We start from the raw sequence: 13,192 nt of genomic DNA, 5'->3' as shown, positions 1-13,192 counted from the left end.
CAAGCGAGTACCGTTGTCAACCCCAGCCGGAATAGTAATTTTCAGCTTTTTCATCACTTCTTTCTGGCCCCGGCCGCCGCAAGTTTCGCACTTATCCTCAATCACTTGCCCGGTGCCGTTGCAGGTGGGGCAAACTGAAACTTGAGTAAAGCTGCCGAAAGGCGTGCGGGTAGCGCGTCGGACTTGACCGCTGCCGGTACAAGTCGAACAGGTTTGAGGTCTCGTTCCCGGTTTGGCGCCAGTCCCGGTACAAGTTTCGCAGGTTTCTAGGTGTTTGATGCGGAGTTCTTTTTCCCCACCAAACACTGCTTCCCGGAAATCTAGCCGCAAATCTAGCCGCAAATCGTCTCCGCGAACCGGGCCACTGCGCCTGCGACCTTGCTGTTGGCCACCCGCACCCGTGGAAAACCCTTGGAAGAAGCTTTCAAAGATGTCAGCAAAGCTGTCGCCGAAGTCTTGGAACCCCGGCGCGCCTGCACCGCTGACGCCTGCTTCACCGAAACGATCGAAACGGGCGCGGGTTTCCGGTTCTGAGAGTACCTCGTAAGCGCGGTTAATTTCTTTAAACCGCTCCTCAGCACCGGATTCTTTGTTGACATCTGGATGGTACTTGCGAGCTAGGCGGCGGTAAGCACGCTTAATTTCCTCTTTGTCTGCACTGCGAGAAACGCCTAATATTTCATAGTAATCACCGGCCATAAAGCTGCTTGCCTGAAGGTAAATAACAAAAAGTGTACGAAAAAGAAACTCTTGACCTTTCCTGACCTTAAAAATTAAAAATCAACAATGAACAATGATAATTTTTAACTTTTAATTTTTAGCTTTTCATATCTAAAGGAAAGGATTCATATCATCAACTTCAGGTTCTGGAACCTTCTGTTTTTGTTCCGGCTGTCGTTCCGGCTGTCGTTTTGACTGTCGTTCCTGTTTGGGTTCCTGTTTGGGTTCCGGCTGTCGTTTTGACTGTCGTTCCTGTTTGGGTTCCTGTTTGGGTTCTTGTTTGGGTTGAGGTTGCGGTGGAGCTGGGGGCGGAGCTGGGGGCGCCACCAGCAGCTCTTCTGTTAGCAAAATGCTGTCGGAGCTAGCTGCAACTTCTTCTACTTCTGATTCTACTTCTGACATCATCTCGCTTTCAACCAGATTTCCTGACGGGTCTGCCCCGCTGCGGGCTTGGTCGTAGACTGCGGTTCCGAGGGAGTATAGCAGTTGCTTGAAAGCTTCGATTTGCTCGGTTAGTTCCTCGCCTGTGATGTCGGGGTTAGCCATCGATGCCTGCAAGGCTGCTGCTGCTGTTTCGGCTGCGGTTTTGAGGTCGTCGCCCAGCAATTTCGCGTTTGTTTTCAAAGTGACACCACAATTATAGACCAGGGTGTCGGCTTGATTTTTGAGTTCTACAAGTTGAGCGCGCTTGATATCCTCATCGGCGTAAAGTTCGGCTTCTTGCCGCATCCGCTCGACTTCGGTTTCGCTCAATCCACCTGTATTGGAGATTTGGATGCTTTGTTCTTTTCCGGTTCCCTTATCTTCGGCTGCCACTTTGAGAATGCCGTTGGCATCGATTTCAAAGGTAACTTCGATTTGAGGTACGCCGCGGGGGGCTGCTGGAATGCCTTTGAGCAGGAATTTACCGAGACTTTTATTGTCTTTAACCAGTGCGCGCTCGCCTTGGAGTACGTGAATTTCCACGGAGGTTTGCCCGTCGGCCGCGGTGCTGTACATTTGCGATCGACTGGTGGGGATAGTTGTATTGCGCTCAATTACTTTGGTAAACACCCCGCCCAAGGTTTCGAGTCCCAGAGACAGGGGAGTCACGTCTAGCAACAGCAAATCTTTGACTTCGCCGCCCAACACCCCGGCTTGAATTGCCGCGCCTACGGCTACAGCTTCGTCGGGATTCACGGATCTATCTGGAGACACCCCGCCAAAATATTTGCTAATTGCCTCTTGAACTGCCGGAATTCTGGTTGAGCCTCCGACTAAAATAATCCTGTCTATGTCTTTGGGAGTAAGACTTGCGTCTTTGAGGGCTTGAGTCACCGGATCGATCGTCGCTTGCACCAAATGACCCACCAGTTTTTCAAACTGAGATCTAGAGAGATCCATTTCCAAATGCTTGGGCCCTTTTTCATCCGAGGAGATGAACGGCAAATTTATGGAGGTGGATTGCGAGAGAGAAAGTTCGATTTTCGCCTTTTCCGCTGCTTCTCGGAGGCGCTGCAATGCCATTTTGTCTTTTGAGAGGTCGCTGCCTTCTTGAGTGCGGAAAGCTTCTACCAGCCACTGGACTATGCAGTCGTCAAAGTCATCTCCGCCGAGATGGTTGTTACCTGCGGTGGCGTTGACTTCAAAAATTCCGTCTCCCAGTTGCAGGATCGAAACGTCGAAAGTACCGCCGCCGAGGTCAAAAACCAAGATTTTCTGTTCGATATTTTGCTTGTCGAGTCCGTAGGAAAGGGCGGCGGCCGTCGGTTCGTTGACGATCCGCAGGACTTCTAAACCCGCGATCGTACCGGCGTCTTTAGTAGCTTGCCGCTGGGCGTCTGTGAAGTAAGCTGGCACTGTAATCACCGCTTTGGTAACAGCTTGTCCCAAATAAGCTTCAGCATCTTGCTTCAGCTTTTGGAGTACCATTGCCGAGATTTCTTGGGGAGTGTGAACCTTGTTCCGAATTTGGACGTTAACGGTGTCGTCTTTGCCTTTGATGCAGGTATAGGGAGTGCGGGCTCTTTCTTCTTCCGTGTCGTCCCACCTGCGTCCGATAAATCGTTTGATGCTGTACACAGTATTTACAGCATTAGTTACAGCTTGCCGCTTGGCTAGTTGACCGACTAAGCGATCGCCCCCTTTGCCAAATCCTACGATACTCGGAGTTGTGCGGCCGCCTTCGGAATTGGCGATCACGACCGGTTTACCGCCTTCTAACACAGCTACGCAACTGTTAGTCGTGCCTAAGTCAATTCCAATAATTTTTCCCATAGCGCCTCATAAAACTTTGTGGGATGTTTGGAAACCTCCAACTACAAGTTGGGGGATGAACAACGACTCAGCTTGTTTTAACAAGCATTACCCGATCGGATTTGTAGGAAATAGACTTGATGTCTTAATGCAATATTAAAGACGGGTCTGTCGATTGAATAATTGAAGAATTTTAGATTTACTCCACCGATTAATTTTGGAGAGCAAACAAAACTCTTAAATTTTAGTACCGACACGACTTAATACCAGTTCAAAGAAAGAATGCAACTATCGGCCCGTATTCCAAACCTTTATGCAGTCAGTCATTTCCCTCGAAAATCGCAAATCTAAAATGGTATGAGTCGGGGGCTTGTACCCGTTTTTGGGCGGGTTAAAACATTTTTCAGAATTTGTTGAGAAAGCGCCAATCTGCTTTTAGTCCTGAATTAAGAAGTTGGTGAGTTTGCCACCTTCGGGCCCCCGAATTCTATTCGGGGGTCAGTAAGTTCGAGGAATGCAGTAGCTTGTATCCCGATTAACTTTCCGAACTATCGGGATTTTCATCTGAGGCTACCACAGATATCCCAGGCGCTGCAACCTTGACTTTGGCGTGCCGCAAGACGCGATCGCCCAGAATGTAGCCGCGTTCTAGTTCTTGGATGATTGTTCCTTCCTCGTGTTCGTCAGTGGGCTCGCTCAGTAGAGCTTCGTGGAAGTTGGGGTCAAACTGTTCGCCTTCGGGGCGCATCGGAGAAACCCCGATTTGCTTGAGGCTATCTACCATGTGCTTGTAAACGCTTTGGTAGCTTTTGTGAATGTTCATTTCCCCGTCGTTTTGGGGCTTGATGTGCGATCGAGCGCGCTCGAAATTGTCGATCGCCGGTAAGATCGACTTAATCGTGTCACATCTTGCCTGTAAATCTAACTCTTCTTTTTCCTTTTGAGTGCGCCTGCGGAAGTTTTCAAAATCTGCTGCTAGGCGGAGATTTTGATTTTTTAGCTCTTCTACTTGAGCAGATGCCGCTTGCAACTGAGTTTTCAAAGCCTCTTTTTCATCTCTGGCTTTAGCGGCTTCCCTTTTCAAAGACTCCGCCCCGTCTACTGTCGGGCTGTTAGTGGAACCACCTGTGACAGTAGTTCCAGATGCGTTTGCTGGGGAGCCTCCCTGAGCACTTTGATAAGCTTGAGCAAGTTCTAGCTCCCAATCGGCAGATCCATTTGAGTTTGCTGGTGCTGGCGGAGTTTCGCTTGCCATTGGCAAATCCTCTGGGGTTTCCCCAGTTGAGTTAGGATCTCGATCTTGCTGTTTTTCCTCTTCAATCATAAAAGCTGCGCGACAGAACCCTATATATTCTAGCAGATACACTTAACCCGGTAAATCTATAGAACTATAATTTATAAAATATCTCCGGAAAACCCTGCGACTAAAGTCCAGGGATGAAAGCGCAAAGGAGACTAAAGTATCCCAGATTAGATATTTACCAAATCCGAGTAAAATTAGTCAAGGGAGATGGAACAAAATGTACGCTGTACAAAAAGATGTATGCCATCTAACAGGAAGCGACAAAACCATTGTCGATCAAATTCTCAGATGGGCAAACAACCTGTTTAATGTCTGGATTGACAAAAATCTGCCGCGGTACTTTAATAACCGAAGTGTGGTTAAATATCCCCAACTGTACAAAACAACAAAAACTCACGAAAATTACGGGCTGCTTTACTCTCAAGTTGCTCAACAATCCCTAAAATCTGTTGCTGAATCTTTTCGTTGTTTCCGAACTTTAGAGAAACTAGCAAAACATGGATAACTAAACGAAAAACCAATCTTGCCAAAATATATAGCCTTTCAAGCGAAAGATGAGGTACCCCTGGGCAAACAGGCTAAACTGGGCATAGCTCACAACGCGATCGAACCGCTATAGAAGTAAAGGAGGAATGTATAAATTATGATATCCCGGACAAGCTTTCAAGGTGTTTGGGAATCAAGTTAGATTGCGTTTAGGTAAGAAAGACAAAGAACATTTTGGATAGATGCTCTCTGGGGAAAATTACCAGAAAAACAGAAAGATAGCCAGCTCAAAAAACTCAGACTAATCCCCAGAAACGGCAAGAAGGTTTGACTGCTTGTACATCCCCGAATCTCTGGCGTAAAAAACTTTTATTTGCAGTCTCGAACTCACAGGGTTTTTGGGAATAGACCGCGGTCTCAAAAACTGGTTAAACTGCGTTTGTAGCAATGCTATAATTTTTATTATTAGACGGTCACAATTTTAAATTTTGCAACCAATGGTTGAACCCCTAAAAATCTAAGGCTAAATCAGATTAAGGTCAACATGGGATACCTAAAAATTTATCTTCAAAACGGCTGCCACAGTTGTCTAGAAATCATAACTTCAGGATAATGACCGCTGGAAATAAGGCATTTAGAGCCCTTGTAGATTATGGCAAAAGTCGCCAATTTGCTATCATGTTTTTTGGATAAAATAAAGTTCGTAAGCAAAAAGTTAAGATAGTAACATGGTCGAAAAAACCTTTATTTAAATAGCCATATTTAATGTCTAAAAGAGTCAGTATTCATGTTTAAATTTAAAAGAGTTTTGAGCTTTGAAACCAGGCGAATTATGTAGATAAAAATCTAGTTTTTTAGGTTGAAGTTTTCTGCCAAAGAAAGTCGGTAAAAAAACGACTGTTGGCAGCCTTCGGGTAAGCGAATAAAACGAGGTTTGTACCGTTGCAGGAAGCGCGTTGTTAATTAATGCACAGATTAACGGTGCGGCAAATATCGTTAGAAAGTCAAAACTAGCCACAGACTCAATCTGCCGATCGAGCGGGTAGGGGGTTGCTGACAAACTCTTTAAGCATTAAACTTTGGGTGGATTGATCCTCCAAAGTTTGTTTTTAAGAATGCCGGCGTCTTGAGACTGGGGAGTGTCAAACTATAGAACCGTCAAGCTCCTCACTGATGCTCCTGGAGCGATTTCTGGGTAATATATTTGCAGAACAAAAACTAGAGCTGCTCAAAATCGGCGCGCTGGACTCCGGCCGGGCGATCGCAGATAATTAATCAAAATATATCTCAAAAGATCGAGACTTTTGTCAAAGCTATCATCATCAAAGAGTGCACAGCCACTCTTTAACTCAGTACAGATGCAGCGCACCTGCCAGGGGACTGTAATTCGATCGAACAATTTGCGAATATAAAAATATCGTGGAAAGGCCGCACACCCTAGGGGGCATCCCCAAGTGATGTGCCATGAGGCTATAACAAGAGTATCTCGCGGGTTAATCCGGCAAGCAAGCAACTTAGCATTCAACAAACAATATCTGATTGCAAGCATCGGCAACTCGCTCCAAGGTCTCGTCAATTTGTAGGCGAAAGTTAGAGCGGACTACGAGCTTACACTTGAATATAGGGATCGAGCCAGAACATGATAGCTCATCCACAAGCAAAGAATACGAGGGTTAAAAGCCCGCGTTGGTTTTCCTCTCAGCACTCTTTGTGACTGAGTTTCCCACCTATTGAGTGTTTTTCTATGACTAACGCATCCCAGGGGCTTCGCCCCACATCGATAGTTGCTGTGAGCACCTTTACTCCGGCTCTCAACAAGATGATTCAGTCGGGTTACGTCAATGGCGACCAACTCAAGCAAGCTCAAATTGAAAGCCGGAAGTCGGGCAAGCGGTTGACGGAGGTATTAGAAGCACTTACCGGGCAGCCGTTGCCACCAGAATTGCTGCGGCTTTACAAGAAGCAGCAGATGTTTGAACGGAAAATTGTCTACGGCGTGGAAGCGTTTGACCCGGAGATGAGCGCCCTGTCTAACGAGCAACTCGGAGTTATGCTTGAGGGATTGAAGATTTCGATCGACATTTGTCACCAAGGTCGGTTTTTACCCGTAGCGAAGACTGAAACTGAGCCTCCAGCAGTTTTGGTGGCAATGGTCGAGCCCGACAACCTCAACGCTCAAGAAGATTTGCGGCGGATTTTGCAGCCTCACGGCTTGAGTTTTCAGCGCCGGGTGATTACGCCAGACGACTATCAGGATATAACTTCGACCTATCAAGACGACCAAGTTAAGATAGCAGCCAAAATAGCAGAAGCCGAAAAGCAGAGAAAGCTGGAGTTAGGGGAAGGAGATTTTGGCGAACTCTCGCTAGAAGAGGAGAGTGCGGATCAAGAAGACCTAGCTAACACCATAGACGATGCTGAGGCGGCTCCGGTAATTAAGGCTGTCAACATCATTTTGGCTAAAGCTTTGTCGGAAAAGGTGTCTGACATCCACGTAGAACCTCAAGAAGAGTTCATGCGGATTCGGATGCGGAAAGACGGGGTGCTGCAAGAGTATTTCCGGTTTCCCAAGCAGGTAGTGCAAGCGATTACGGCTCGTTTCAAGATTATTGCCAACCTGGACATTGCCGAACGCCGACAAGCTCAAGACGGCCGCATCCGCCGGGTGTTCGAGGGACGCACGGTGGATTTCCGGGTGAACAGCTTGCCTTCGCGGTATGGCGAAAAAATTGTGTTGCGGATTTTGGACAGTTCCAGCACTCAGTTGGGTTTGGGTTTGTTAATCTCCGATGAGGAAACTTTGGCTTTAGTCCGAGAGTCTGCTAGCCGTCCGTTCGGACTAATTTTGGTGACCGGGCCGACGGGTTCGGGTAAGTCAACTACTCTGTACTCGATTCTGGCGGAACGGAACGATCCGGGGGTTAATATCAGTACGGCGGAAGACCCGATCGAATATGCTTTGCCAGGAATTACCCAATGTCAAGTAATTCGGGAAAAAGACTTGACTTTTTCCAACATTCTGCGGGCGTTTTTGCGGCAAGACCCTGACGTGATGCTGGTGGGGGAAACGCGGGACAAGGAAACGGCAAAAACTGCTCTGGAAGCTGCTTTGACAGGACACTTGGTACTGACGACGCTGCACACGAACGACGCGGCCGGGGCAGTCGCGCGTTTGGCCGAAATGGGTGTAGAACCGTTCATGGTTTCGGCCGCTCTGTTGGGCGTGTTGGCTCAGCGTCTGATGCGGCGCGTTTGCGACAAATGCTGCATTCCTTACCAACCGACTGCTGAAGAACTCGGCAAGTACGGTTTGTCAGCTTCTCAAGAAATTGATCTAACTGTTTACAAAGCCAACACCGTACCGGTGGAGGAAAGGAAGGAACTGGCAGAACGCGAGCAACTTTGTCGCAAGTGCGGTGGCATAGGCTACAAAGGACGGGTAGGGGTTTACGAGTACCTGAAAAATACTGAGCGGCTGCAAACTCTGATCACTCAAGGAGCTCCCACAGAGCAAATTAAGGAAGCAGCGGTAGAAGAAGGGATGAAAACGTTGTTGGCTTACAGCTTGCAGTTGGTGCGGGAAGGCGCGACTACTTTTGAAGAAGTTGAGCGGGTGACGTTTACAGACTCGGGTTTGGAGGCGGAAATGAAAGCCAAACGCAAGCAGGGACTTACCTGCAAAACTTGTCGGGCAGAATTGAAGCCGGAGATGCTGGATTGTCCGTACTGCTTGACACCGCGCTTTTTGGATTGATTCAGTTGGCAGTTGGCAGTTGGCAGTTGGCAGTTGTTGGTTGGCAGTTGTTGGTTGGCAGTTGTTGTTAGTCAGCAGGAATGGTAATTCGGAATTAGAACCAAGAAATAACAAATAACAAATAATAGCCAAATGCCAACAGCCAACAGCCCACTGACAACTGCCAACAGCCCACTGACAACTGCCAACAACCAACAACCAACAGCCAACTGACAACAGTTGACTGTTAACTGAGTTAAATTGGTCAATAACTATCAACTAGATCGAAGAGAGGTATCTATGGGTCTGATGATTGAAGACGTATTGGAGTCCCTGGTAGAGCAAGGGGGTTCGGACATACACATCCAAGCGGGCGCGCCGATATTCTTCCGAGTCAGCGGTAAACTAACTCCTCAAGTGCAATACGGCGACATTCTGTCTGCTGAGGAAGTGCAGATCCTGATTTTCCAAATGCTCAACAATATGCAGCGCAAGCAGTTGGAAATGGAGTGGGAACTTGACTGCGCTTACGGTGTGAGAGGATTGGCTCGGTTCCGGGTGAATGTGTACCGGGAGCGGGGTGCTTGGGCTGCTTGTATGCGGGCTCTGGCTTCTAAGATTCCGAACGCAGATGCTTTAGGCGTGCCGCAGATTTTGCGGGATCTGACGGAAAGACCCAGGGGTATGCTGTTGGTGACGGGACAAACGGGTTCCGGGAAAACTACTACGATGGCGGCTTTGTTGGATCTGGTCAACCGGACGCGGGCAGAACATATTCTAACAGTTGAAGACCCGATCGAATATGTGTTTCCAAATATTAAGAGTTTGTTTCACCAGCGTCAAAAGGGCGAAGATACTAAGAGCTTTGCTAATGCGCTGAGAGCTGCTCTGCGGGAAGATCCTGACGTGATTCTGGTGGGGGAAATGCGGGATTTGGAAACGATCGGTCTGGCAATTTCGGCGGCGGAAACGGGTCACATGGTGATGGGAACGCTGCACACTAATTCTGCGGGTGCGACGATCGATCGGATTTTGGACGTGTTCCCCCCCATTCAACAACCGCAGGTTCGCGCCCAAGTGTCTAACTCTTTGGTGGGAATTTGCAGCCAAAATTTGGTTGTAAAAGTTGGTGGCGGCCGCTGCTGCGCTATGGAAATCATGGTGAATACTCCAGCTATGGCTAACTTGATCCGGGAGGGCAAAACTCCAATGATTTACTCCCAAATCCAAATGGGAGCAAAATTGGGCATGAGGACTATGGAAATGGCCCTGGCTGAACTTTACAAGACTGGGAAAGTCACTTGGGAAGCGGCAATGAGCAAGGCTTCTAAGGCTGACGAACTCGAACGCTTGATCGGCCCGGCACCTGCTGGCGCTAAGGTTGGGGCGCATTAATTCAGTTATTGGTTATTAGTTATTGGTGATTGGTTACTGGTTACTAGTTATTGGTTATTGGTTATTAGTTATTGGTTATTAGTAACAATCAACAAACGACTAAGACCTAACTAACAACTACGAACCAACAAGTAACAAATAACCAATAACGACTAACCAATAACTACTGATTACTAATTTTTCATAAATTTTCAGAGGTGAGCTGTGGCTACCAACGTTGTCCGTCAAAAACCGAAAGGTAGTTTTGATTTCAGTGCGATTCAGGAGCAAATCGAGTATAACCTTACCAGTCTTACTGTTAAGGATATGGCTATTTTTGCTCGTCAGTTTGCGGCTATGTTTAATGCCGGGGTGGCGATTGTGAGATGCCTTTCCGTGCTGCACGAGCAGTGTTCTAATGCTAAGTTGAAGCGAGCGCTCAGGAGCATGAATGCTGACGTGCAGGAGGGGATAAACTTGGCAGAGGCGATGGCTAAGTTTCCTGATGTTTTTGACCAACTGTTTATCAGTATGGTGGCGGCGGGAGAAGTCGGGGGGGTGCTAGATGAAACCCTTGACCGTCTGGCGCTGATGATGGAAAAAAATCACAAGACGGAGGCGGAAATTAATTCGGCGATGTCTTATCCGAAGACTGTGTTTTTTATTGCGATCGTGATTTTTTTCGCAATGACTATATTCTTGCTGCCAACTTTCGCTAAAATCTTTAAGGATATTGGTGCGGACTTGCCTGCTTTTACGGTGTTTATGTTGGGAATTAGTGCATTTTGTACGGCTTGGCCTCCGATCCAACAGGTGACAGTTATTGGGGTGATTATAGCGCTCAAAATTGCCTTCGATATGTATTACAAAACTCCAATAGGTCGCCTACAGATCGATCGGATTGCGATGAAGTTGCCAATTTTTGGAGATTTGATTGAAAAATCTGCGGTGGCGAGGTTTTGCGTCATCTTTGGCTCGCTGACGCGATCGGGCGTGCCGATTCTCAATTCGTTGGAAATTGTGCGAGATGTGGCGGGGAATCAGGCGATATCGAATGCGATCGAATATGCGAGACAGGAAATTCAAAGCGGTGGCATGATCAGTATTGCTTTGCAAGAACAAGCTGTTTTTCCGTCTTTGGCGATTCAAATGATGGCAATTGGTGAGGAGACTGGGGAACTTGACAAGATGCTGATGAAAGTTGGTGCTTTTTACGAAACGGAAGTTGAAGAAGCAGTAAAAGGACTTACCAGTATGCTAGAACCTCTGATGATTGTTGTCGTCGGTGCGATCGTAGGTTCGATTTTGCTGTCGATGTATTTGCCGATGTTCGCAGTGTTTCAGAAGCTGTAAAAAATAGTCAGCAGTCAGTTGGCAGTTGGCAGTTGGCGGTTGTATGTTGACTGTTGACTGTTAACTGTTAACTGTTGGCGGTTGTATGTTGACTGTTAACTGTTGACTAATTACCTATTACTTAATTTAAAATGTCTGTTAAACAATCACATTACGAGGTCTTACTAGCAGAGTACAGCGAATCTTCTGCCGCGATCGCCCTGCTGAAAAAATATCGGATTTACATGGAAATGATTCCGAGTATCCGCCGCGCTAACGAAAGTTTAATTAGCATTCCTTTGCCGATCGCCCGCTTGCGGGACGGCGTTTCCTATGCTAATGGTGGCGGGACTAGCATATCGCCCGGACAGGCAGTTTGTTTGCCGTGCGACTTGGCGATTTTGATGTGCGATCCCGAATGGAAAGTTAAAATTGGAGTAGAAATTTTGATTTTCATTCATCGCCCGGGCGAGGATTTTTCTGCTTTGTTGGGCCGCTGGCGGCAGTCTCAGGTTTGGCTGGATAATGGTTACGAATGGGTGATGCCGCACCGCTACAAACATATTTTTAGTGATGAAGCTGAGGCGGTTCATCCGCTATTTGTGTTGTTTGAGGAAACGCCCGATCGCATTCAGCGTGGTTTGATGGCTGCGGGTTTGCCGTTTGTGGTTGAAAGTTTTGATTTGGCGGTTGATGAAGCAGAGGATGAAGAGTTTCTGGGTAGTGGGGAATTGGGAAGTATGGGTGAAGAGAGTTTTGAGTTGTAGGCAAATAATTTAGATGATGATCTAAGGCTATACAAAAAAACCGAGAAAAATTTTGTATCTGACTTGATTCCCATCGTCCTAAACTAAGATAAAAGTGTAAACGATAGCTCCGATCGCCCTAAAATTATGTCGGAAACATTAATTGACATAGGTCTGCCCCCCGCATTTCCCGATCATACACAACTTCCTGAGTCTGACGGTACTTTCGTGAAAAATTTTCAGGAGCATCCTCAAAGCATAATTCTCACCGATTCGATCGGACCTGTTTTGCAACAGCGACATCCCGACGGACGCTACTGCATCGGACAAGATTCTGGTATCTATTGGCGAGAAACTGAACCACCGGAACGAGGGGCCGAAGCTCCTGACTGGTTCTACGCACCAAATGTTTCAGCACGCCCGGAACAGGGAAAATATCGTCGTTCTTACGTGCTGTGGCGAGAACATCTGGCACCTTTAATTGCTTTGGAATTTGCCAGCGGAAATGGCAACGAAGAACGGGATGCCACTCCTCTGTTGATGACTGATGAGGGAGAGGTGCAAAAACCGGGGAAGTTTTGGGTTTACGAGCAAATTATTCGGATTCCTTACTACGGCATTTATGAGATGAGCAACGATAGATTAGAAGTCTATCATTTGAGAGATTTTTCTTATCAAAAACTTCCCCCTAATCAACGGGGTCACTATCCGATTGAACCGTTAGAAATTGAGTTGGGACTGTGGCAGGGAAGTTATCAAAATCAAACGCAACTTTGGTTGCGGTGGTGGGATAGTCAGGGGAATTTGTTATTAATTGGTGACGAAAGAGCTGAACTTGAAAAATTGAGAACTGAACAGGAGCATCAACGGGCCCAACAAGAGCGTCAACGGGCCCAACGGGCGGAACAAAAAGCGGCGCGACTTGCAGAGCGACTGCTGGCAATGGGTATCGATCCTGATGCAGATGATATTGGTTGAGTCGGAAGATAATAGCACTTCTAAAAATATTAGTGCTACATATAAATTAGAGACGATTTTCTGTAGGGAAACGGCATTGCCGTTTCCTGCCATGCTCGGGAGCGAATGAACGATAATTTATATAAGATTGATAATTGTAGGAATACTTTTTGTAATTGGTATTGTAAAACTTCATTGAGTTTATAAGCAATTATAAACAATAATGGTATTCTATAGTTGTGAGTGTTGAACAAGGAATACGCATAGCCCAAAAAACGCAAGTCTCAAATGCAGCTAGCAGAAAGG

At 47.0% G+C, this 13,192-nt stretch carries 9 protein-coding genes; 6 read left to right on the top strand and 3 right to left on the bottom strand.

The window, feature by feature from the left end; genetic code table 11:
* The 3 genes from IQ270_RS22390 to grpE form a co-directional block, all read right to left on the bottom strand.
* Positions 1–699: DnaJ domain-containing protein (locus tag IQ270_RS22390; protein WP_193975408.1), on the bottom strand; the 699-nt coding region annotated here is incomplete at its 3' end.
* 132 nt (positions 700–831) lie between these two features.
* Complete coding sequence (dnaK, locus tag IQ270_RS22385) at positions 832–2,976, bottom strand: molecular chaperone DnaK (RefSeq protein ID WP_193975407.1); 2,145 nt, start codon at positions 2,974–2,976, stop codon at positions 832–834.
* A gap of 514 nt (positions 2,977–3,490) precedes the next feature.
* Positions 3,491–4,279 (bottom strand): nucleotide exchange factor GrpE, encoded by a 789-nt coding sequence (gene grpE, locus IQ270_RS22380; RefSeq protein ID WP_193975406.1) that lies wholly within the window; start codon positions 4,277–4,279, stop codon positions 3,491–3,493.
* Between the two features lie 196 nt (positions 4,280–4,475).
* On the opposite strand from grpE, the gene IQ270_RS22375 reads away from it, so the two are divergent.
* The 6 genes from IQ270_RS22375 (at position 4,476) to IQ270_RS22345 (ending at position 12,907) form a co-directional block, all read left to right on the top strand.
* Positions 4,476–4,763, top strand: a complete 288-nt coding sequence (locus tag IQ270_RS22375) for a hypothetical protein (protein ID WP_193975405.1) — start codon at positions 4,476–4,478, stop codon at positions 4,761–4,763.
* A gap of 1,725 nt (positions 4,764–6,488) precedes the next feature.
* Positions 6,489–8,498 carry a GspE/PulE family protein gene (locus IQ270_RS22365; RefSeq protein WP_193975403.1) on the top strand — a complete coding sequence of 670 codons (2,010 nt, stop codon included), beginning with the start codon at positions 6,489–6,491 and terminating at the stop codon, positions 8,496–8,498.
* Positions 8,499–8,777: 279 nt separating this feature from the next.
* Complete coding sequence (locus IQ270_RS22360) at positions 8,778–9,872, top strand: type IV pilus twitching motility protein PilT (RefSeq protein ID WP_193975402.1); 1,095 nt, start codon at positions 8,778–8,780, stop codon at positions 9,870–9,872.
* A gap of 204 nt (positions 9,873–10,076) precedes the next feature.
* Positions 10,077–11,204: a type II secretion system F family protein gene (locus IQ270_RS22355; RefSeq protein WP_193975401.1), complete on the top strand. Its 1,128-nt coding sequence runs from the start codon at positions 10,077–10,079 to the stop codon at positions 11,202–11,204.
* Positions 11,205–11,335: 131 nt separating this feature from the next.
* Entirely contained in the window at positions 11,336–11,950 is a 615-nt protein-coding gene (locus IQ270_RS22350; RefSeq protein ID WP_193975400.1) for a hypothetical protein, read from the top strand.
* A gap of 126 nt (positions 11,951–12,076) precedes the next feature.
* Positions 12,077–12,907 carry a Uma2 family endonuclease gene (locus tag IQ270_RS22345; RefSeq protein WP_193975399.1) on the top strand — a complete coding sequence of 277 codons (831 nt, stop codon included), beginning with the start codon at positions 12,077–12,079 and terminating at the stop codon, positions 12,905–12,907.
* Positions 12,908–13,192: the final 285 nt, after the last annotated feature.

Source organism: Microcoleus sp. LEGE 07076 (assembly GCF_015207455.1).
In the GTDB taxonomy this organism is placed as follows: domain Bacteria; phylum Cyanobacteriota; class Cyanobacteriia; order Cyanobacteriales; family Microcoleaceae; genus Microcoleus.
The sequence above is the reverse complement of the archived record's forward strand: the minus strand, read 5'-3'. Positions and strand labels throughout refer to the sequence as shown.